General features: G+C 67.8%; 20 protein-coding genes. 7 read left to right on the top strand and 13 right to left on the bottom strand.

All coding sequences use genetic code 11. The features are described 5' to 3' along the window. Positions 1–4: 4 nt before the first annotated feature. Positions 5–1,213, bottom strand: coding sequence for an ABC transporter substrate-binding protein (locus AP428_RS30860; RefSeq protein WP_023476392.1), 1,209 nt, complete (start codon positions 1,211–1,213; stop codon positions 5–7). 229 nt (positions 1,214–1,442) lie between these two features. Between AP428_RS30860 and AP428_RS30855 the strand changes: the two genes are divergently transcribed. Next, positions 1,443–2,300 (top strand): FadR/GntR family transcriptional regulator, encoded by an 858-nt coding sequence (locus AP428_RS30855; protein ID WP_011549274.1) that lies wholly within the window; start codon positions 1,443–1,445, stop codon positions 2,298–2,300. A 130-nt stretch (positions 2,301–2,430) separates the two neighbouring features. Here the strand turns inward: AP428_RS30855 and AP428_RS30850 are convergent, their stop codons facing one another. The 3 genes from AP428_RS30850 to AP428_RS30840 are packed head-to-tail and all read right to left on the bottom strand — an operon-like array spanning position 2,431 to position 6,736. Next, positions 2,431–3,870: an aldehyde dehydrogenase family protein gene (locus AP428_RS30850; protein ID WP_011549275.1), complete on the bottom strand. Its 1,440-nt coding sequence runs from the start codon at positions 3,868–3,870 to the stop codon at positions 2,431–2,433. Positions 3,871–3,898: 28 nt separating this feature from the next. Next, complete coding sequence (locus tag AP428_RS30845; protein ID WP_011549276.1) at positions 3,899–5,296, bottom strand: aspartate aminotransferase family protein; 1,398 nt, start codon at positions 5,294–5,296, stop codon at positions 3,899–3,901. Positions 5,297–5,347: 51 nt separating this feature from the next. Beyond that, positions 5,348–6,736 (bottom strand): APC family permease, encoded by a 1,389-nt coding sequence (locus tag AP428_RS30840; protein WP_011549277.1) that lies wholly within the window; start codon positions 6,734–6,736, stop codon positions 5,348–5,350. A gap of 251 nt (positions 6,737–6,987) precedes the next feature. Between AP428_RS30840 and AP428_RS30835 the strand changes: the two genes are divergently transcribed. After that, entirely contained in the window at positions 6,988–8,082 is a 1,095-nt protein-coding gene (locus AP428_RS30835) for an AraC family transcriptional regulator (RefSeq protein WP_041489523.1), read from the top strand. Between the two features lie 481 nt (positions 8,083–8,563). On the opposite strand, the gene AP428_RS30830 is transcribed toward AP428_RS30835, so the two are convergent. Continuing rightward, complete coding sequence (locus tag AP428_RS30830; protein WP_023476396.1) at positions 8,564–8,746, bottom strand: hypothetical protein; 183 nt, start codon at positions 8,744–8,746, stop codon at positions 8,564–8,566. Here AP428_RS30830 and AP428_RS30825 point away from each other — a divergent pair. The 4 genes from AP428_RS30825 to AP428_RS30810 are packed head-to-tail and all read left to right on the top strand — an operon-like array spanning position 8,745 to position 12,209. Then, positions 8,745–9,461 carry an ABC transporter permease gene (locus AP428_RS30825; RefSeq protein WP_011549280.1) on the top strand — a complete coding sequence of 239 codons (717 nt, stop codon included), beginning with the start codon at positions 8,745–8,747 and terminating at the stop codon, positions 9,459–9,461. The genes AP428_RS30830 and AP428_RS30825 overlap by 2 nt on opposite strands. Then, positions 9,458–10,369, top strand: a complete 912-nt coding sequence (locus AP428_RS30820; protein WP_011549281.1) for a glycine betaine ABC transporter substrate-binding protein — start codon at positions 9,458–9,460, stop codon at positions 10,367–10,369. The genes AP428_RS30825 and AP428_RS30820 overlap by 4 nt, the downstream gene beginning before the upstream one ends. Before the next feature lie 11 nt (positions 10,370–10,380). Further along, on the top strand, positions 10,381–11,034 hold the full coding sequence (locus AP428_RS30815) for an ABC transporter permease (protein ID WP_011549282.1): 654 nt from the start codon (positions 10,381–10,383) through the stop codon (positions 11,032–11,034). Then, positions 11,031–12,209, top strand: a complete 1,179-nt coding sequence (locus AP428_RS30810) for an ABC transporter ATP-binding protein (RefSeq protein WP_011694963.1) — start codon at positions 11,031–11,033, stop codon at positions 12,207–12,209. Before AP428_RS30815 ends, AP428_RS30810 begins: the two co-directional genes overlap by 4 nt. Positions 12,210–12,364: 155 nt before the next feature. Here AP428_RS30810 and AP428_RS30805 read toward each other — a convergent pair whose 3' ends face one another. Continuing rightward, positions 12,365–12,742: a sugar ABC transporter ATPase gene (locus tag AP428_RS30805; RefSeq protein WP_011549283.1), complete on the bottom strand. Its 378-nt coding sequence runs from the start codon at positions 12,740–12,742 to the stop codon at positions 12,365–12,367. 285 nt (positions 12,743–13,027) lie between these two features. Here AP428_RS30805 and AP428_RS30800 point away from each other — a divergent pair, with 285 nt between their 5' ends. Beyond that, complete coding sequence (locus tag AP428_RS30800; protein WP_011549284.1) at positions 13,028–14,008, top strand: helix-turn-helix domain-containing GNAT family N-acetyltransferase; 981 nt, start codon at positions 13,028–13,030, stop codon at positions 14,006–14,008. A 96-nt stretch (positions 14,009–14,104) separates the two neighbouring features. On the opposite strand, the gene AP428_RS30795 is transcribed toward AP428_RS30800, so the two are convergent. The 7 genes from AP428_RS30795 to hutH all read right to left on the bottom strand — a co-directional run bounded on the left by AP428_RS30795 (position 14,105) and on the right by hutH (position 21,586). After that, positions 14,105–14,662 carry an LOG family protein gene (locus AP428_RS30795; RefSeq protein WP_226292110.1) on the bottom strand — a complete coding sequence of 186 codons (558 nt, stop codon included), beginning with the start codon at positions 14,660–14,662 and terminating at the stop codon, positions 14,105–14,107. Between the two features lie 44 nt (positions 14,663–14,706). Continuing rightward, complete coding sequence (locus AP428_RS30790) at positions 14,707–15,954, bottom strand: MFS transporter (protein WP_011549286.1); 1,248 nt, start codon at positions 15,952–15,954, stop codon at positions 14,707–14,709. Between the two features lie 286 nt (positions 15,955–16,240). Continuing rightward, positions 16,241–16,570, bottom strand: coding sequence for an H-NS family nucleoid-associated regulatory protein (locus AP428_RS30785; protein ID WP_011549287.1), 330 nt, complete (start codon positions 16,568–16,570; stop codon positions 16,241–16,243). A gap of 319 nt (positions 16,571–16,889) precedes the next feature. Further along, positions 16,890–18,239 carry a reverse transcriptase family protein gene (locus tag AP428_RS30780; RefSeq protein WP_011549288.1) on the bottom strand — a complete coding sequence of 450 codons (1,350 nt, stop codon included), beginning with the start codon at positions 18,237–18,239 and terminating at the stop codon, positions 16,890–16,892. A gap of 252 nt (positions 18,240–18,491) precedes the next feature. Continuing rightward, the gene (locus AP428_RS30775; protein WP_011549289.1) at positions 18,492–19,064 is read right to left on the bottom strand and encodes a hypothetical protein; all 573 of its coding nucleotides are present in this window, start codon (positions 19,062–19,064) and stop codon (positions 18,492–18,494) included. A 222-nt stretch (positions 19,065–19,286) separates the two neighbouring features. Continuing rightward, positions 19,287–20,042 (bottom strand): histidine utilization repressor, encoded by a 756-nt coding sequence (gene hutC, locus AP428_RS30770; protein ID WP_011549290.1) that lies wholly within the window; start codon positions 20,040–20,042, stop codon positions 19,287–19,289. A gap of 50 nt (positions 20,043–20,092) precedes the next feature. Beyond that, positions 20,093–21,586: a histidine ammonia-lyase gene (gene hutH, locus AP428_RS30765; RefSeq protein ID WP_011549291.1), complete on the bottom strand. Its 1,494-nt coding sequence runs from the start codon at positions 21,584–21,586 to the stop codon at positions 20,093–20,095. Between the last annotated feature and the right edge of the window lie 2 nt (positions 21,587–21,588).

Here is a 21,588-nt window from a genome sequence, read left to right as displayed (position 1 = left end):
GGCGTCACGCGAGCTTGCAGCCCGTCTTGTCGAGCGGCAGGAACGACTGGCCGGAGCTGACGATGTCGGCATAGTCGTCCGCGTTCTTCATCCGGCTCTTCGGCTTGCCCTTCAGCAGGTAGTAGTTCTTCAGCACCTGGTGGTCGCCCTTGCGGATTTCCTCGGGGCCTGTGAGGCCGTCGTACTTCATCCCTTCCATCGCCGCGACGACCTTCTTCGGATCGGCGCTGCCGGCCTTCACCATCGCGTCGATCAGGATCTTCGAGCAGATGTACGAGCCGGCGAGGCTGTAGTTCGGGTTCGCCTTGAACGCGGCGTTCGCGCGCTTCACGAGATCGCGGTTCAGCGGCGAATCGATGCCGTGCCAGTACTGCGCGCCGAAATACACGCCGTCGCAGATGTCCGGCCCGAGCGCCTCGAACTGCTCGAGGCCCGATGCCCACGCGAGCAGGATTGTGCAGTTGCGCTTCATCCCGAAGCTGACGGCCTGGCGCAGCGTGTCCGACGATTGCGAGCCGAAGTTCAGGATCAGCAGCACGTCCGGCTGCGCGGCCGCCGCATTCGTCAGGTAGCCGCTGAACTCCTTCTCGGCGAGCGAGTGATAGCTGTTGCCGACGTGCTCGATGCCCTTCTCCTTGAAGACCGCCTTCGCGGCCGACAGCAGGCCATCGCCGAACACGTATTGCGGCGTGATCGTGTACCAGCGCTTCGCCTTCGGCAGCATCTGGATCAACGGGCGCACCGTCTGCTCGATCGCGCCGAAGGTCGGCACGGACCAACGGAACGTCGCCGCGTTGCAGTCCTTGCCGGTGATCTCGTCCGCGCCGGCCGTCGTGATGAACACGCCGTCCGCCTTCTGGACTTCCTTGCCCATCGCCAGCGATTCGGACGACAGGATGCCGCCCGCGAAGAAACGCACGCCCTTCTGCTGCGCGATCTCCTGCACGCGCCGCACGGCCGTCGCGGGCTTGCCCTCGGTGTCGAGCGCCGTATAGGCGAGCGGCGCGCCGAGCACCTTGCCGTATTGCTTGACGGCGAGCTGCATGCCGAGATCGGCGTACTTGCCGTTGGCGGCGAACGGGCCGGACATCGGCACCGGGCAGGCAAGCTGGATGGGCGCGCCCTGCGCGAACGCGACCCGGGACGACATGCTGCCGAGCGCGCCCGGCACGGCCGACAGCGCGGCCAGTTTCAACAGTTCTCGGCGATTCAAGTTGACGCTCCTCATGAGGGGGACACACGCGATACGACCGACTGCCAAACCGTGCCCACGCCACTCTTCGATGCGCGCCGCCGGTTGATCCTATTTATCATGATAAATAGAATGAACCTGATGCTAGAGTTGATCAAAATTGGTGTCAATCAGGCAAAATTCCGTACCCGCGCCGGGACCGATCGTCGACGATGACGCGGGCGCGCGGTCAGACAAAGGAGTCGTGAAGATGGTCATGGACCGAGCCAGGGCGGGCCTCGCGGTCGAAATCAAGCAGCCGAAGCGGGCCGACCTCGTCGCCGAGGAGATCAAGCGGCTGATCACCGAGAAGGACCTGAAGCCGGGCGACCGCCTGCCGCGCGAGGCCGAGCTGCAGCAGCTCTATGCGGTGAGCAAGAGCACGATCCGGGAGGCGCTGAAATCGCTCGAGGTGCAGGGGCTCATCAAGGTCACGACGGGGCCGTCGGGCGGCGGGATGGTCGTCGAGGTGCCGCTCGACCGCACGCTTCAGCTGTTGCAGAACTACCTGTTCTTCAAGGACGTGACGATCGACGACATCTATACGGTGCGCAAGCTGCTCGAACCCGAGCTCGCTGCCGGCGCCGTGCCGCACCTGACCGAGCGCGACTTCGCGGCGCTGGAATCCAACATCGCGTGCTGCGACGGCGGGTCGGGCGTGCACGATCGCGGCCACATGCTGCGTCAGCGGCAGGAGGACACGACGTTCCACGACATCCTCGCGGCCGCGAATCCCAATCCGTTCCTGCGCTTCAGCTGCGAACTGATCAACGAGATGATCCGGCAATTGATCGAGTTCCGGAACGATACGCCGCTCGCCGAGCACAAGCGCTTCGGCGAGGCGAACGTGTCGATCCACAAGGCGATCCTGCAGGCCGCGCGCGAGCGTGATGTCGAACGCGTCCGTGCGCTGATGGTCGAGCACATGACCGAAGCGCCCAAGCATGTGAAGCGGATGAAAGGCAAGCTGCGCGGGCGGCTGATCCTCGATTCCGAGATCCGCCGGCGGGCCGCCGCCGCACCCGTCGCCGAATCCGGTACGGCCGCGGCGGACCCGGAAGAACGCTGAGCGGCGGCACATGCGGCGTGGCGTCGAGGGCTGCAAGGGCCGACCGCGTCGCGGCGGCCCGAGGGCTTCTCCTGCGCCAGAGTGTCGCGATGTGCCGGGCCGCTGCCGCTGAGCGCGGGCGATCAGATCGTCATCGCGCGCCGCCTTCGGTGTACCCGGTCGTGCCCTTCGTTTCCAGATACTCGACGAGGCCGAACTCCGCGTATTCGCGCCCGTTGCCCGAGCGCTTGTAGCCGCCGAACGGCGCGGCCGGGTTCCACGCCGGGTAGTTGATGTGGACGTTGCCGACGCGCAACCGCGCCGCGATCCGGCGTGCGCGTTCGAGGTCCGTCGACTGCACGTAGGCCGCGAGCCCGTAGACCGAATCGTTCGCGAGCGCGACGGCCTCGTCCTCGGTCCGGTAGGTCATGATCGCCAATACCGGCCCGAAGATTTCCTCGGTTGCGATCGTCATGTCCGGCGTGACGTTCGAAAACACCGTCGGCCGCACGTAGAACCCGTCCGTCAACCCCGCCGGCCGGCCGGGGCCGCCGGCGACGAGCGTCGCGCCTTCCTCGATCCCGAGCCGGATGAAATGCTGGATGCGATCGAACTGCGTGCGGCTGACCACCGGCCCGATGCCGGTTTCCGTCGATCGCGGATCGCCGACGACGGTGCGTTCCGCTTCCCGGCGCGCCGCCTGCTCGGCCCGCGCCAGATGATCGACGTGCACGAGCATGCGCGTCGGCGCGTTGCACGACTGGCCGCTGTTGCTGAAGCAGCTACGCGCGCCGCGTGTGACGGCATCCTCGATGTCCGCATCGGGCAGGATCAGGTTCGGGCTCTTGCTGCCGAGCTCCTGGTGCACGCGCTTCACGGTATCGGCCGCCGCCTTCGCGACTTCGACGCCCGCGCGCGTCGAACCCGTGAACGACACCATGTCGACCTCCGGATGCCGCGACAGCGCGTCGCCCACTTCATGCCCGTAGCCGTGCACGAGGTTGAACACACCGCGCGGCACGCCCGCTTCGTGCAGGATCTCCGCGAACAGGATCGCGCTGAACGGCGCGATTTCGCTCGGCTTGAGCACCATCGTGCAGCCGGCCGCGAGCGCCGGCGCGACCTTGCACACGATCTGGTTGATCGGCCAGTTCCACGGCGTGATCAGCGCGCACACGCCGATCGGATCGTGCGATACCAGCAGCGAACCGGTCTGCGTGCTGAAGCGGAACGACTGCAGCGCGCGGATCGTCTGTTCGAGATGCGCGGTGCCGACCGCGGCCTGCATCGCCCGCGCGAACGCGATCGGCGCGCCCATTTCCTGGCTGATCGTCTGCGCGACCTCTTCGTAGCGGCGCTGGTAGATATCGAGGACGCGAGTCAGCAGCGCGACGCGCTCGTCCACCGACCAGCGCGAATAGGTATCGAAGGCCCGCTTCGCCACGCCGACCGCGCGATCGACATCGGCCGCATCGCCGATCGCAAGCTGTGCATACCGTCGCGCGGTAGCCGGGTCGATCACGTCGATCGATCGCGCGTCGGCCGGATCGAGCCACTGGCCGTCAATGTAGGACTGTTGTGACGTTCGCATCGAATGCTCCTGAAATGAAGGCTGCCGCTCAGCGCGTCGCCCGTGCGTAGGACTCGACGAGGATGTCGCGAATCTGCGCGACGAACCAGACGATCTCGTCGCGCGACATCACGAGCGGCGGCGAGAACTGCAGGATCGGCGTGCCTTCGTGGTCCACGCCCGCGCGGCACAGCAACCCCGCGTCGAAGATCGCCGGCGCGAGTATCGTCGACACGAACGCCTGCGCGCCGAGGCCCGCCGCCCAGCGGCGCGCGGCTTTGTCGGTCACGAGTTCGAGCGAGTAGTGATAGCCGTCGCCGCGCACGTCGCCGACGCACGGCAGTTCGAGCAGCCCGTCGAGCGTCTGGCGAAACACCGCTTCGTTGTCACGAACGTTCGCGAGCACGCCCTCGCGCTCCATGATCACGAGGTTCGCGAGCGCGGCCGTGCATGCGACCGGATGGCCGCCGTACGTCGCGCCGTGCAGGAACATCTGCTGCGGCCCGTCGAGCACCGTGTCGACGACCGCGTCGCTCGCGATCACGCCCCCGAGCGGCACGTAACCCGACGCGATGCCTTTCGCGAACGTGATGATGTCCGGCTTCAGCCCGTAGCGCGCCGACCCGAAATACTCGCCGAGCCGGCCGAACCCGCAGATCACCTCGTCGGCCACGAGCAGCACGCCGTGCCGGTCGCAGATGTCGCGCAGGCCGGCCGCGTAGCCGGCCGGCGGCGTCAGGCTGCCGCCCGCGTTCTGCAGCGGCTCGACGACGATCGCGGCGACCGTGTCCGGCCCCTCCTGCACGATCAGCGATTCGATCTCGTCGAGCAGATGGCGCGTGAACTGCGCTTCCGTCTCGCCCGCCGGGCGCCCGTAGCGCTTCGTGTTGCCCACATGGCGCACGCCCGACATCAGCGGCTCGAAATGCTTGCGGAAGTTCGTCATCCCGTTCAGCGCGAGCGCGCCGAACGACGTGCCGTGATACGCGACGCGCCGCGCGATGAACTTGCGCCGCTGCGGCTCGCCGCGCGACTGGTGATACTGGCGCACCAGCTTGATCGCCGACTCGTTCGACTCCGAGCCGCTCGACGTGAAGAACACGCGGTTCAAGCCTTCGGGCGCGAGCGTGGCGAGCTGGTGCGCGAGCCGGATCGCCGGTTCGTGGCCCACGCCCCAGTTGGTCGCGAACGGCAGCCGCGCCATCTGCTCGCGGATCGCATCGCCGATCTCCGCGCCGTGGCTGTAGCCGACCTGCACGCAGTACAACCCGGCGAGCCCGTCGAAATAGCGCTTGCCGTTGCGGTCGACGAGCCAGCAGCCTTCGCCGCGGTCGAACACGGTCAGCGCGTTCTCGCGGTATGCATCGGCATGCGTGAAGTGCATCAGCAGATGGCGCTTGCCGAGCGCCTGCAGGTCCGCAGCGGAATTGACGTCAACAGCGTGCATGGATCACTCCTCCTTCAGGGTTTCAAAACCGGCATCGCGCATGCCGGCCATTCAATTCATCGACAGCGTCGGCGCCGGGCGCGTGAAGCCGCGCGTCAGCCATACGAGCTGGCAGAGCCCGAGCACGAGCCAGCCGATGCCGACATAGAACGTCTGGCGCGACAGCCCCGACCAGAGCCACACGTTCATCGCGAAGCCGATCGCCGGCATCAGGCCGTACGCGATCCAGCCCACGGCGTGGCGATGCTCCGGCCGGCCCAGATAGCTGCGCATCACGCACAGGTTCACGATCGCGAACGCGACGAGCGCGCCGAAACTGATCATCGTCGACGCAAGATCGAGCGTGATGAACAGCGCGGACAGCGACACGACGCCGACCGCAAGCGTCGCGCGCACCGGCGTGCGCAGCCGCGCATGCAGATGACCGAACACCGATTCGGGCAGCACGCGGTCGCGGCCCATCGCGAACAGCACGCGCGTCACGCTCGCCTGGCCCGCCATCGCACTCGCGAAGCAGCCGGCCACGTACACCGCCACGAAGAACGCCGACAGCGTGCGGCCGCCGACTCGCCGCATCAGGTCGAGGCTCGCCGAATCGAGATCCTTGAACGCGTGCCAGTCGGGAAACACCAGTTGTCCAACATACGCGATCAGCATGAACAGCAGGCCGCTCGCAAGCGTGCAGAGCAGGATGGCGCGCGGCACCGTGCGCCGCGGCTCGCGCGTTTCCTCCGACAGTGTGGTGACCGCATCGAAGCCGAGGAACGACAGGCACAGGATCGCGGAGCCGGCGAAGATCGCGCGCGCATCGCCGGACGACGGCAACGCGACGGCCATCGACAGCCCTTCGCCGGCCGCGACGTGCGCCGACGCGATCACGAAGACCGCGATGAACACGAGCTGGCTCGCGATCAGGATCAGGTTCACGCGATTGACGAGCCGGATGCCGACGATGTTCAGCCCGGTGATCAGCGCGATGCTGCCGACGATCCACACGCTGGCCGGCACCGCCGGAAAGATCTGCTTCATGTAGATGCCGATCGCGAGGTAGCTGATCATCGGGATGAACAGGTAATCCATCAGCAACGCCCAGCCGACCATGAAGCCGGCCGACGTACCGAAGTTGCGGCTCGCGAACGTATAGGCCGACCCGGCGCTCGGCATCAGCCGCGCCATGTGGCCGTAGCTGCGCGCGGTGAACAGCATCGCGATCAGCGTGACCGCGTACGCGGCCGTCAGATGCCCGTTCGTCTCGCTCGTGACGAGGCCGTAGGTCGTGAACACCGTCATCGGCAGCATGTATGCGAGGCCGAAGATTACCAGCGTCGAGAGTCCGAGCAGATGCGGCTTGCGTGCGTCCGTGTCGCCGCGCTGCGCGTCCGCGCCGCATTCATGCATCGCGGCGGCCGATGCGGTTCGACCTGGCCTGTCGTTGTCCATGCTGTCCTCACGTGGGTGGCGTCCATGACTTCAACACGCGTGCGTCCGGCGCTGCCGGCGGGGCACGACTGGAAGAAAGTGTGGTGCGCCAAAAAATCGACGACGAATGAGAAAAGCGGACGTAATCGCGGGATATTTCCGGACATGTGGTCGCGCATCGCGCCGTTCCGCCCTGCATGCTGCTGTGCCGCACTGGTGTTTTGCGGACATTCCGGCTATGTTCTGTGCGACCCCGTCACCGCATCGGCACCATGGACAGCCGTTCCCAACGAAACCAGAGTCGGGCCGAGCGCAGCCTGCGTTCGGCGCTCGGCCTCGCGCGCCCGGCCGGACGCCAGGAGGACATTCCCGCCACGGTCCATGCGATCGCGGTCGCGCTGGACGAGTGCCGCGTGCGGCACATCGCCGGCGCCGCGCTGCTCGAAGGCACCGGTCTGGGCGCGGACGAAGTCGCGTCGCCGAACCTGCACGTGAATCGCGGCCAGGAGCAACGTTGCTTCCGCAACCTGCTGCGCTGCAGCGGCGTACCGTCGATCGGGCTGTCGATCGGCGCGCGGCTGCATGTGTCGACGCTGGGTCTCGCCGGCTACGCGATGCTGATCAGCGGCTCCGTGATGCAGGCGTTCCGCTGCATGGGCCAGTTTCCGCTGTTCATGGGGCTGTATTTCGACGTGCGCGTCGACGCGCACGCCGGCGGCATGAGCGTGACCATCGGCCGCTACAACGGCGAGCCCGATCTCGAGGTGTTCCAGGCCGACATGTGCCTGTCGAGCCTGCGCCTGATCGTGTCCGATCTCGTCGGCAAGCCGGTGTGGCCCGAGCAGGTGCAGCTCGCGCGCCGCACGCCGCGCAACGCGGCCGACTACGCGCGCCACTTCGGCTGCCCGGTCGTCTTCAATGCGGCCGACAACCGGCTCGTGTTCACGTCCGTGGACGGCACGGAGGCGCCGCGTCTCGCGAACGAAGTCAGCTTCAATGCATTGCACGGCCAGTGCGAGGTGCTCGAACGGCAGTGGGCCGCGTCGGTCGGTACGCGCTTCGCCGATCGCGCGAAGGAGCTGATGACGCGCGACCTCGTGCGCTTCAAGTCGATGACGGCGCTCGCCAGCGCGCTGCATCTGACCGAACGCACGCTGCGCCGGCGGCTCGACAAGGACGGCATCACGTTCCAGTCGTTGCTCGACGACGTGCGTCGCGACGAAGCCGTGCGGTTGCTCGACGATCACGCGTTGACGGTCGCCGCGATCGCCGAGCGGCTCGGCTACAGCGAACCGCGCAGCTTCCGTCATGCGTACCGGCGCTGGACCGGCAAGACGCCGCGCTCGGAGTCGGACGCCGACGCGTGAACCCGATGCGCGGTATTCGTCGTTCACGCGCGTCGCGGGAATCGAAGTCGTCGAATATCGCGCGGCACTCGGCGTGCGCGGGAAGACCGCGCCGACGATCGCGCGACTGCCGATCAACGTGATCGGCACGCGTGCGCCGCGACGACGGTTTTACCGAACTGATTCGGTCTTCGAATCAATTTTTGCGCACGCAGCGCTTCGCAACCGCGCGCCCGGCGACGCATCGCCGCGATCGCCCGCGGGTAGACGCGATTTATTGATTGTTCTATACTCGCGTCAACTTCATCACAAAACGCATGATCTCGTGCGCAACGTGATGTCATTTCGCACTTCGTTGCGCATGCATCCGTTTCGCCACGTCAAAGGGGCCTCCGGCCCCAGCGGTCGGCTTCCAGCCGCCCGCATCCATGCCGTCTTCACAAGACGGTGCCCTGCTCGAACGCGCCTCGCCGTTACGGCGCCGCCGGGCTGAACCTGACAATCAGACGAACGCGTCGTTGCGTTCACCCGACCGCCAGCCGCACCTCGGTGCAGCCGGCAGCACTGTTTCCGTCAGTTCAATCGCGGCCATGCCGGGATCACGAACTTCCATCGCGACGCCATGCGGCGTCATCGCGGCGTGCGCCTGCGCGCGCCGCACCGAATCGAGGAGGCGTATCTTCATGACTCGACGCACTGTCCAGCTGGTGGGCAGCCTGGTGGCAATCATCGCCGTGGGATGGGCATTGGCGCGCGGCATCGGCGCCGAAACGTTCCATCAGCGCGCGGACGATCTCGCCTACTACGCGGGCCAGCACATGCTGCTGGTCGTCTATTCGATGACACTGGCCATCGCCGTGGGCGTGCCGGCCGGCGTGCTGCTGAGCCGGCCGCGATTCCAGCATCAGGCCGAGCGCTTCATGCAGGTCTTCAACATCGGCAACACGATCCCGTCGCTCGCGGTGCTCGCCATCGCGCTCGGCATCTTCGGCATCGGCAACGTGCCCGCGATCGTCGCGCTGTTCCTCGCGTCGCTCCTGCCCGTCACGCGCAATGCGTACGAAGGCATGAAGAACGTGCCGGCCGCGCTGCGCGAGGCCGCCAAGGGCATCGGCATGACCGGCTGGCAGTCGCTGCTTCGCGTGGAGCTGCCCAATGCACTGCCGATCATCGTCGGCGGCGTGCGCACCGCGCTCGCGATCAACGTCGGGACGGCGCCGCTCGCGTACCTGATCGGTGCGGACAGCCTCGGCTCGCTGATCTTCCCCGGCATCTACCTCGACAACCAGCCGCTGCTGCTGCTCGGCGCGTCGCTCACCGCGATCCTCGCACTGGTGCTGGACGGCATCGTCGCGGCCGGCAGCCGCCATTGGCTCGCACGCCACGGAGGTGCCGCATGACGCTTCATCGCATCCTTCGATCGCTCGCACGCCTGTGCGCCGCCGGTGTGCTGTGCGTCGCGGCCGGCACGCCGGCATTCGCCGCGAAGCTCGTGCTCGGCGCGAAGAACTTCACCGAGCAATACGTGCTCGCGGAACTCACGTCGCAGTACCTGCGCTCGCGCGGCTACGACGTCGAAGTCCGCGCCGGGCTCGGCAGTACGCTCGCCCGCAGCGCGCTGGAGAACGGCCAGTTCGACCTGATGTGGGATTACACGGGCACCGCGGCGCTCGTCTACAACAAGATCCAGGACAAGCTGTCGCCCGAGGAAATGTACCGGCGCGTCAAGGCGCTCGACGTGCCGCGCGGGCTCGTGTGGCTCGACGCGTCGCCGCTCAACGACACCTACGCGATCGGCCTGCCGAGCCAGCTCGCGCAGGCCACCGGCATCCGGACGGTGTCGCAGCTCGCCGAGCACCTGAAGACCGATCCGGCGGCGAAGCATTACGTGTTCGGCATGGACGCGGAATTCGCGAATCGCCCCGATGGCCTCAAGCCGCTGCTCGCCGCCTACGGCATGCAGTTCAGCCGCGCGCAACTGAAGCAGATGGACCCGGGGCTCGTCTATACGGCCCTGCACAACAACCAGTTGAAGATCGGCCTCGTCTACACGACCGACGGACGCGTGAAGGGCTTCGGCATCGTGCCGCTCGAGGACGACAGGCACTTCTTCCCGCCGTACAACGCGACGCCCGTGGTCCGCAAGGGCACGCTTGAAAGCAATCCGAAGCTCGCGACGCAGCTCAACGCGCTGTCGGCCGCGCTCGACAACGATGCGATGCAGGCGATGGCCAAGGCGGTCGATCTCGATGGCAAATCGCCGCGCGACGTCGCCGATGCATTCCTGTGCACCCACCCGCTACCTTGAAGGAGCAACCGATGAGCGTATTCGACTATCTCGCTTCGAGCTGGCCCGAGCTGCTGCAACTCACGCTGCAGCACGTGTGGCTCGTCGCGATCGCCGTGGGCTGCGCGATCGTCGCCGGCGTACCGCTCGGTATCCTGATCAATCGCCACGACTGGCTCGCCGGGCCGCTGCTCGGCATTGCCACGCTCGTGCTCACGCTGCCGTCCATCGCGCTGTTCGGCCTGATGATCCCGTTGTTCTCGCGCTTCGGCCAGGGTATCGGCGCCGCGCCCGCGATCACCGCCGTGTTCCTCTACTCGCTGCTGCCGATCATGCGCAACACCTACCTCGCGTTGCACAACGTGGAGGCGGGAGTCAAGGAAGCCGGCACCGGCATCGGCATGACGTCGTGGCAGCGCCTGCGCCTCGTCGAGCTGCCGCTCGCGGTGCCCGTGATTCTCGCGGGCGTGCGCACCGCGGTCGTGATGAACATCGGCGTGATGACGATCGCCGCCGTGATCGGCGCGGGCGGCCTCGGCACGCTGATCCTGCGTGCGATCGGCCAGAGCAGCATGATGAAACTGCTGGTGGGCGCGGTGCTCGTGAGCCTGCTCGCGATCGTCGCCGACCGGCTGCTGCAGATGCTGCAACGTGCATTGACACCGAAGGGAGTGCAGAAGACATGATCGAACTCGACAAACTGACCAAGACCTTCACGCGCAAGGACGGCCAGGCCGTACGCGCGGTCGACTCCGTGAGCCTGTCGGTGCCCGAAGGGGAAATCTGCGTGTTCCTCGGCCCGTCGGGCTGCGGCAAGACCACCACGCTCAAGATGATCAACCGGCTGATCGCCGCGACCTCGGGCCGCGTGCTCATCAACGGCGAGGATACGGCGCAGCTCGACGAAGTGGACCTGCGGCGCCACATCGGCTACGTGATCCAGCAGATCGGGCTGTTTCCGAACATGACGATCGAGGAAAACATCACCGTCGTGCCGCGCCTGCTCGGCTGGGACAAGAAGCGCTGCGCCGAACGCGCGCGCGACCTGATGTCGATGGTCGCGCTCGACCCGAAGCTGTACCTGAAACGCTATCCGCGCGAGCTGTCGGGCGGGCAGCAGCAGCGCATCGGCGTGATTCGCGCGCTGGCCGCCGATCCGCCCGTGCTGCTGATGGACGAGCCGTTCGGCGCGGTCGATCCGATCAACCGCGAATCGATCCAGAACGAGTTCTTCCAGATGCAGCGGCAACTGAACAAGACCGTGATCATGGTGAGCCACGACATCGACGAAGCGATCAAGCTGGGCGATCGCATCGCCGTGTTCCGGCGCGGCCAGCTCGTGCAGTACGATCACCCCGACACGCTGCTGGCGCGCCCGCGCGACGAATTCGTCGCGCAGTTCGTCGGCCAGGACAGCACGCTCAAGCGCCTGCTGCTCGTGAAGGCCGGCGACGCCGCCACGCAACCCGAAACGGCGCGCGTCGATACGCCACTCGCGCATGCCTTGGCGGTCATGGACGAAACCGACTGCCGCTATCTGACCGTGCTCGACGACGCGGGCCGGGCGCTCGGCTACGTGACGCGCCGCGCGGCACGCACCGACGGCGGCGGCGTGTGCGGCGAACGCGTGACGCCGTTCCCGGCCGGCGTCGCGGCGGACGACAACCTGCGCATCGTGCTGTCGAAGATGTATCAGTACAGTGTGTCGTGGATGCCGGTGCTCGACCCCGACGGCGCGTGGCTCGGCGAGATCACGCAGGATTCGATCGCCGCGTACCTCAGCTCGGGCCGATCGCGCCGGCAAACCGGCCAGCCGCCGGGCAGCCCGGCCGAAGCGGTTGCGGCGGTCGCCACGTCCTGAGTCGCGCCCGGGCCGGCGCTTCGTGGCGCCGGCTTCGGGAAGCGGATCGATGCCGCGCGTTTTGGAAAAATGTCATCGTGGTCATTCGAGCATCGCGCGGCGAAAACCACTGCAATGACAACCGTCATCCGTTTTTCCGGCACACGCGATCCGCCTCAGCGCTGCGGCGTGCGGACTTTTCCGTCGACCTTCAACGTGCGCCGGTCGCGCGCGGCCTCGTATTCGACCGTCTGCGCCGGCGTGACCGCGCCATAGGATCGCCCGTTCACATAGACGGCGCCGTCGCGCAACTCGATCCTGTCGCCGTCGACCGTCGCAGTAGCCCGGTCGCCCTGCAATACCGCGCCCGAACAACCGGCGGTCGAGAAGCTGCGGACCGAGGTGCCCGGCATCGCGCCGTTCCCGCCGGCCTGATCCGCCGCATGCGCGGCGCTGCACGGCGGCGCGTCCATCGCGCCGGCAGCATGGAGCGGCGCCGCCCCGATGCCGCTCCCGGCAAGCAACGCGATCGTCATCGGCAACAGCTTGTTCATGGTGATCTCCGTGGTCCGCGGTCGTCGATCGAGGATCGGTCGATGCCCCTGCGCGCAGGTCGGCCAGCTCCGGCCAGTATGCGGCCACTTCTCCGCGCCGGGCCATCCGCTTCTGTACCAGTCGCGAGCGCGCTGTCCCGGCTGCCCCCCACGTCTCGTCGGCCTGGCCGTCCGGCCGCGCGCAAGCGCCGCCCCGAAGCAGGCGGTCCACATGAAAATCCGCCTTGCTCAAGTTGCGACTCGCAACTATTATTGATTGCGATACGCAACCTTTCAGGGGCAACCATGGACCTCATCGACGCACCGGCCAAGCCGCGCGACGCGACCATCCTCGAGCTGCGCGACTTCTCGCGCAAACTGGTGCGCGAGCTCGGCTTCATGCGTGCGACGCTGGCCGACAGCGACTGGGCGCCGTCGGCCGTGCACGCGATCCTCGAGATCGGGATGGCACCCGGCATCAACGCGAAGGATCTCGGCGCGATCCTGCGGCTCGACAAGTCGAACACGAGCCGGCAACTCGCGCGGCTCGAAGCGGCCGGTGTCGTGGAGCGGCGCGTGTCGAGCGAGGACGCGCGCGCGATCGAGCTGTACCTGACCGCCGAAGGCAAAAAGCTTCAGAAAAGAATCGACACGTTCGCGACCGACCAGGTGTCGAATGCGCTGCGTCGCATGATTCCGGCCGACCAGCAGGCGCTGCTGCGTTCGCTCGCGCTGTATGCCGATGCGCTCGCCCAGGACAACGCGGCCAGGGCGAGCGTCGCGCCCGCCGACGCGCCGTCGATTCGCGAGGGCTATCAGCCGGGCTGCATCGGCGACATCGCGAGCCTGCATGCGCGCTTCTATGCGGAACACTGGGGTTTCGGCGCCTTCTTCGAACAACGCGTGGCGACCGAGCTGGCCGCCTTCGCGGGTGCGCTGCCGGCCGACGGCAAGGCGCTCTGGCTGTGCCAGGAAGACGGCCGGACGCTCGCGTCGCTCGCGATCGACGGCGACCCGGCGACGGGCGTCGCGCACCTGCGCTGGTTCATCGTCAACGACGCGTTGCGCGGCTCGGGCGTCGGGCGTCGGTTGATGACGCTCGCGATGCGTTTCGTCGACGAGTACCGGTTTCGCGAAACCTACCTGTGGACCTTCAAGGGGCTCGATGCCGCACGCCATCTGTACGAATCGTTCGGCTTTGCGCTGACGAGCGAAAGCGCGGGCACGCAGTGGGGGACCGAGGTCGTCGAGCAGCGCTTCAGCCGGCCCGGGCCGTCCGGCGGCTGAGATCGGCGGACGCCGTCGCTGCGCAGGTCGTCATGCGTTCTCGTCTTGAACGACACACGCGCATCCCGACGAAAGGAATCGCCTCGATCCCGTGAACTATCGGGCCGCCTGCGCCTGCTCCGCCGTAAACGCATCGTCGATGAACCGGATCACGTCGTCGACCGACGACGTGCACACCGCGTCCGCGACAAGCGACCGAAACGCACCGTCCGGCCCGAAGCAGACTAGCGGCTTGCGCCAGCGCTGCGCGAGCGCAATTTCCTCGGCGGTACCGGGCCCGCCCGGCAGCGCGACGATCAGGTCGCTGCTCAGCACGTTCACGTAGTTGCGGTTGATCGTGTCCGGCGCGGCGCCCGGTTCGCGGCGCGGCAGCGGCGTGAGGACCGGGATGTCGACGAACGGATGCGGATAGCCGTCGAGCGGCACGAAACCCGCGACCGGATCGGCCTGCGTCGGCAGGATGCCGATCGACCGGCCGGCCCGACCGGGCACGCCGGCGAACGCGCGCGCGACCGCCAGCATCACGCCCTGCCCGCCGCCCGTCAGCAGGTTGAAGCCGGCCTGCGCGAGCCACGCGCCGAGCGGTTCCGAAAACGCGAGCCACGGCTCCTTGCCCGAGCCCATCACGCCGATCGTCCTGTTGTTCCGTTGCATCGTGGTTTCCGGTGAAATCGTGGCGGTGCATGCACGCACCGTGTTCATTCGAGCTCGACGCCCTTGAGCTCGGGGATCAGGAACAGCGTCGCGACCATGTCGAGCACGTACAGGCCGGCGAGCAGCGCGATGGCCGTCTGGAACGAGTAGTGCGCGGCGAGCGCGCCGACCGCGACCGGGCCGAAGCCGCCGACCGCGCGGCCGATGTTCCACAGCACGTTCTGCGCGGTCGCGCGTACGGCCGTCGGATAGCCTTCCGACATCAGCGTCCCGTAGCCGCCGACCATCCCGTTGACGAACATCCCCATCAGCGCGCCGGCCCACAGCATCGCCGTCGGGTCCGACAGCCGCGCATAGGCGATGACCGTCACGACCGAGCCGAGCTGGTACAGCAGGAACGTCGGCTTGCGGCCGATGCGGTCGGCCAGTTGGCCGAACACCCAGACGCCGATCATCATCCCGACGACGGTCGCCGCCGTCCACAGCCCCGATTTCGTCAGCGAGAAGCCCATCTGCTTCGACAGGAAGGTCGGCAGCCAGATCATGATCCCGTAGTAGCCGAAATTCTGGACCGAACACAGGATCACGATGCCGACGCTCGTGCGCGCGGTGCGGGCGTCGGCGACGAGCATGCGGAACGCGTTGGATTTCGGCTGCGTCGCGCGCTGCACGAACGCTTCCGGCTCGTGCAGCTTGTTGCGCATCACCCACGCGAGCAGCGCGGGCAGCACACCGACCACGAACATGCCGCGCCAGCCGATGTGGAGCAGCAGCAACGGCGTCAGCAGCGCGGCCAGCAGCACGCCGACCTGCCAGCCGAGCGCGACGTAGCACGACACGCGGGCGCGCTTGGCTGCGGGCCACGCTTCGGCCGCGAGCGCCATGCCGATCCCGAACTCGCCGCCGAGGCCGATGCCCGCGATGGTGCGATAGACGAGCAGATCCTCGAAACCGCGCGCGAAAGCGCACAGGCCGGTGAAGATCGCGAACAGCAGGATCGTCCAGGTCAGCACCCGCACGCGCCCGTAGCGGTCGCTCAGCGCGCCGAACACGATGCCACCCGCGACCGCGCCGACCAGCGTCCACGTGACCAGCGCGCCGCCCTGCCCGGGTGTCAGGTGCAGCGCCGCCGTGATCGCCGGCAGCATGAAGCCGAGGATCAGCAGGTCGAAGCCGTCCATCGCATAGCCGATCGCCGACCCGGCCAGCGCTTTCCACGCGTACGCCCCGACCTGCTCGACGCGCGGGGCCGACGGGCCGCCGAGCGCCGAAGATTTCATGTTTGCTGCCATGGTGTCCTGCCACGAATGTCCGGCGACATTCTAAGGCCTGTGCCCGCGAACGACGGAGGCGGACGCACGTCGGCCCGCGCTGGCGGGGGCGGCAGGCGGAAAATGACAGGCAACGAGCGGAAAAGAGAAAAGAAAAGGGAAAACGTCGATCCGGTGCGGCGGCGAGGCCGGCGATGTCGCGATCAGGCCGGACACCGGATGAAAGACAGCAGGCGGGCGGAGGATTGCCGGCCGGCCCGCCCGCGCGAACCGGGCGGCGCCGGATGGCCTTGCGATGCGACGGGCTTCAGCCCTGATCGTCCCCGGGCCACCAGGTCTTGGCCTCGCGATCGACCGCAAGCGTTTCGAGATCCTTGCCTTCGAGCCATTTCGGCCGCGGGCCGCGCCCCGACCATGAGCGGCCGGTCGACGGATCGTAGTACTTGGCAGGCGCCTTGCGCTTGCGCTGGACGATGTAGCCGAGCGCACTCAGCACTTCCTGTTGCGAAATTCCCAGCAACTCGACCTGTTCCTTGAACGCCGCGAGCGCGGCCTGCTTCTCCTTCTGCTTCGCCTCTGACAGCTTGATGTTCAGGTCCCGAAGTTGTGCTTCGAGTTCCTGCAGGGCCTGGGTCATGTATTCATCCTCTTTGGGCATGTTTTTGCAAAAAGCTCCGATGGCCGAACCTACCACGAAGTTCAGCCGATCGGGGCTGTCAAATAGGTGAATCGTCCACCTGAGCCGGCATGATTGCGCGATGCGCACTAAACGACGTCGTGCGTCACTGACAGACAGGGCCAGGCCGGCAAAGGCGGCGCCGCGTACGCATGCAAGGGGCGAACGGCGGCGGCAAATGGTCGCCGCGCGTGGCACGGGCGCGGCATGGCGCGAATGATAGCAGTGCGCGGCGTCGTGATGCAGAAGTCGCTGACCGGCGTCGCGCGGGCCCGACGGTTCAGCAATCGCCGCCGCCGGGCTCCCACGCGATCCGGTCGAGCAGCGCGCGCAGCTTCGCGCCGCGCGCCGCGTTCAACGCCGCCGCATGCGCGACGCGTCCGGCCAGATGCGCACGAAAATCCGGATGCGCGTCGTGGTTCTGCGACGCCGGGCCATGCCGGATGCAATTGGTCAGGACGGCCTTCAGGCGATCGAACGCGTCGCGCGCCAGATTCGGATGACGGTTGACGACCACGCCGGCCAGTTGCTGGCGCGCACCGCGCCGCATCACGCGGGTCTTGCGCAATTGCAGCGTGAAACCTTCCTCGAGCGCGATCGCGGCGACCCGGATCTGCAGCCGCTCGATGTCGCGCGCGAGCGCGCCGCCGCCGGAGAACGCGAGATCGTCCGCATAGCGCGTGTAGGTCGCATCGAGCGAACGCGCGAGCGCGGCGAGCCGCAGGTCGAACCGGAACGCGCACAGGTTCGCGAGCGCCGGCGACGTCGGCGCCCCCTGCGGCAGATGCCGTTCGCGATAGCGCTGGCGACCGATCCAGTCGAACCGGTCCCGCAGGTCCGGCGCGAGCAGCCGCGCCGACGGCACGCGATTGGTACACAGCCCGGTGAGCGTACGCGCGACTTCGGCCGGATACCCGAGCGTCGCGAACAGCGCATGGACGCGCGCGGCGCGCACCGACACGAAGAAATCCGCGAGATCGAAGCGCACGACGACCTCGCGATCCGCATGCGGCGCCGCGAACGACACGATCCCGTGCCCCTTGCGAAAACCGTGTACCGCGCCGTGCGGCGCAATGCGATCGAGCAGCCCGTGCAGGATGCGACGCTGCGCTTCGCGCAGCCGTCCCTTCGGGATTTCGACGAGGCGGCACCCGCCGCTGCGCTTGTCGACCGCGACGTACGTGTAGTGATGCAGCGGCGTGGCGCTGCTGCGCGCGTCGACACGCCAGTGATCGGACAGCCAGTCGAGTTCCGGCACGCTCACCCCGAGCCAGCCGGCGAGATCGCCGGGCGTCGGCCAGTGCGGCACGTCGCAGCCGGCGAGCGGCGCCGGCAACGGTCGCTGGACCAGCGGCCGCCGCACGATGCGGATCACTGCCGGCCGACGGTCGCCATACCATGCGCGCACGAACGCGGGCGCCTCGGCCAGGACCGCCGCGAGCGCGTCGGTGTCGGTATCGGCCCAGTCCGCGCCGAAGTGGACGAGCGCGAGGTCCGCGCATTCGTGCGTCCACGGCTGTGCTTCGCCGAGCACGGCGGCCATCCGCGCGACGACGCCGTCGCGTTCGGGCGAACCGGCGAGCATCGCCTCGGCAATCGTGCGGGTGGTGTCGCGCAGAGATGAGTGCATGGGAAACGGAGGCGGGACGATGAGTCAACGTGGCTGGTGCTGCGAGAGCCGTCGTTGCGCAACGCGCAACATGCGCACTTGCGACGCATCGGTGTATCGATCTGATCCACGGGGTAGCCCCGTAGTCCTGGAACATCGGCGGCCTGTTCCGGGCGTGTGCTTGACCCACCGCCCCGCGTCGCGACTTTAATCGGCGGCCGCGTCAGGTGTCAAATCGAGCCGGACGATGCGCGCCGCGCGGCGGCCTCGCGCTTATGCGCGCCGGCTGAACAGCTCGCTGAACGCGATCGGCGCCACGCCGATGCCGGCCAGGCCATTCAGTATCGTCGCCCAGCTCGCGTCGGCCACGCTGACCGGAAACGACCGCACGCGATGGGCGAGCAGCCAGAAGGTACGCGTCATGCCGTCGCTCATCGCGACCTCGTAGCCGCTTGCCGCCGCCCAGTAGCCGACCGACGGCAACGTCACCGGTGCGTCGCGGCCGCTTCTGAACGCGGCCGCCGCCGTCGCGAACTTGCTGTCGAGCGACATGGCGCGGCGCGGTACGCAATCCTGCGAATTCTGTTTGGGGAACGTGGGACTCGTCTCGAGCCAGCGGCGATAGAACATGTCCGCGTCGATATGGACGACGAACCGCTCCGCGCCACCCGGTTCGGCCTTCAGATAGCAGTCCGCCTGGTTCGGCACGGGAACGCGCCACGTCGCGCGCTTCGCACTCAGGTCGACCAGTTCGCACGCCATCGACGGGCGCTGGGCGGGTATAGCGGCTCCGGATTCGCGCAGGTCCTGTGCGCGAAGGATGCCGTTACGAAGACGTGTCAGCATGGGCCCTCTCTCTTTCTCTCGATTTTTTCGCATGAGTCAGGGCCCGTCGCGCGATCCGCGCCGGCGCCGCGATGCGGTCGCCCGGTTCCCCGACGCTCCCGACTGAATCGGGAACCCGCGCAGTGTATCGCCTTTCGATGCAGGTACGACAGGGCTCCATCACGACCCATGCGGCGGCACCGGCCAGCACGGCTGCCGCGGCAAACGGGCCACCCCGCTTCCCTACATGTTGCCCGCCAGATGAAACCGCGACGCCGGATGCCACAGCCTGACCGACGTGGCGACCTGATCGCCAACCCATGTGCGGCGTCGCAACAGCAAGCACGGTTCGCCGATTTCCATCACGAGATGCCGACGCACCTGCGCATTGGGCTTCTCCGCGTAGATCCGGAACTCCGCACGCTGGATCGGCGCCAGTCGCACCATGTAATGATTCGGCGTCTCGAGCGTGAAGTCCTGCTCCAGATACGCGGGAAACAACGCCGGATTCACGTAGCGATCCTCGAACTGGATCGGTTCGTCCTCCTCGTAATGGACGATACGCGAATGAAACACGGGCCCGGCGCGCAGCCCGAGCGCATCGATCGCGTCCGGGTCGACGCTGCGCTCGATCAGCAGCACGCGCGCACTGTGCCGATGGCCGCGCTCGGCAATCTCGTCCGCGATGTTGCGGATCTCCAGCACCGTCGACTCGTAATGCCGGCGCTCGACGAACGTGCCGGCCCCCTGGATGCGGGTCAGCACGCGCTCGGCCGTCAGTTCGCGCAGCGCGCGCGACACCGTCATCCGGGCCACGCCGAACTCCTTGACCAGCTCGGCCTCGGTCGGGATCGCGCCGCCGGGCTTCCAGTCGCCCTTCGCGATCCGCTCGACGACGTAGCGCTTGATCTGCTGGTAGGCCGGCAATGCCCGCGCCGGCACGGTGTCGGCCGATGCCGACGCCTGCCGTGCGGAAAGTCTGCGTTCCGTTTCGCTCATGCGCCCTCGACCGAATGAATGTGGAGTGATCCGCTCGCCGTTGACCGTCGTCATCGCAACGACGGCGGCACACCGGCGACGATGCCGGCCGCGATCGCGATATCGTCCGCCAGCGGCCGGTCGTCGTGATACGCCGGCGCACGTTCGCGCACGTGTCGCCACAGCGCGTCGGTCGATGCGGCGCGCCCCGTTTCGCCCGGCTGCAGATCGTACGCCTGCGCGGCGGCCAGCAGCTCGATCGCGAGCACGCGCGTCGTGTTCTCGATGATGTCGAGCGCTTTCAGCGCGGCCGGCGTCGCATGACACAGGTGATCTTCCTGCAGCCCCGACGTGATGCCGCCGTCGAGGCTCGCCGGCGCCGCGAGCCGCTGATTTTGCGCGACCAGCGCGACCGCCGTGTACTGCGCGATCATGAAACCCGAACAGCTGCCGCCCGGCGTGGCAAGAAACGCCGGCAGCCCGCTGACGAGCGGATTCACGAGCCGGTCGAGACGCCGCTCGGCGATCGCCGCGACCTGCGCCATCGCGCTCGCGAGGCTGTCCATCGCGAGCGCGATGCCGGCGCCGACCGCATGCGCCTGCGAATGCACGGCCGGCGCGTCGCGCGTGCCGGCGACGATCGGATTGTCGGTGACGGATGCGAGTTCGCGATCGACAACCTCCGCCGTGACGTCGAACACGTCGCGCGCCGCTCCATGGACGTGCGGAATCGTGCGCAGGCTGAGCGGGTCCTGCGTATGCCGGCCGCTCGCCGCGGCAAGCATGCCGCTGTCCGCCAGCAGCGCACGCAAACGGGCGCCGACCTGCCCGATACCGGGCGAAATCCGCAGCGCGAGCGAAGCCGGATCGAATGCGGCGAGTTGCCCGCCGAGGTTCTCGAAGCTCATCGCCGCGATCCAGTCGGCCCAGTCGAGCAACCGTTCCGCGCGGGCCAGCGCAAGCGCCGCCAGCCCCGTGACGCAGGGCGTCCCGTTGACGAGGCTCAACCCTTCCTTCGCGCCGAGAACCAGCGGTTCGCGGCCGATGCGCCGCAGCGCCTCGTCGCCGCGGATGCGTTCGCCGCGATGCCGCGCATGGCCGTGCCCGACACAGACGAGCGCGACGTGCGCCATGTGGGTCAGGTACCCGACCGAGCCGTGCGCCGGCACCTCGGGAAGGCAATCGTGCTCGAGCAGCGCGACGAGCTGGTCGACGACGTCGGCACGCACGCCCGAATGCCCGTGCGCATAGTTGTTGATCGCGGCCGCGATGATCGCGCGCGTTTCGGCCGCGCCGAGCGGCATGCCGACGCCCACCGCGTGACTCATCAGGATGTTGTGCGACAGCGTGCTCTGCTGGGCCGGCGACACGATCACGTCGCACAGTGCGCCGACGCCGGTATTGACACCGTAGGCGCGAATCCCGCGCGCGACGATCTCGTCGACGAGTTCGCGAGCGGCCACGACCCGCGCGCGCGTCTCGTCGGCCAATGCCAGCGGCTCGCCGGCCGCCACCGCCGCAACCTGTCGCCAGTCGAGCGGCCGCGCCGCACGGAATACGGTCATGG

The organism is Burkholderia sp. E168m22, assembly GCF_001319805.1.
GTDB lineage: Bacteria > Pseudomonadota > Gammaproteobacteria > Burkholderiales > Burkholderiaceae > Burkholderia > Burkholderia orbicola.
This window is presented reverse-complemented; position numbering and strand designations above follow the sequence as displayed.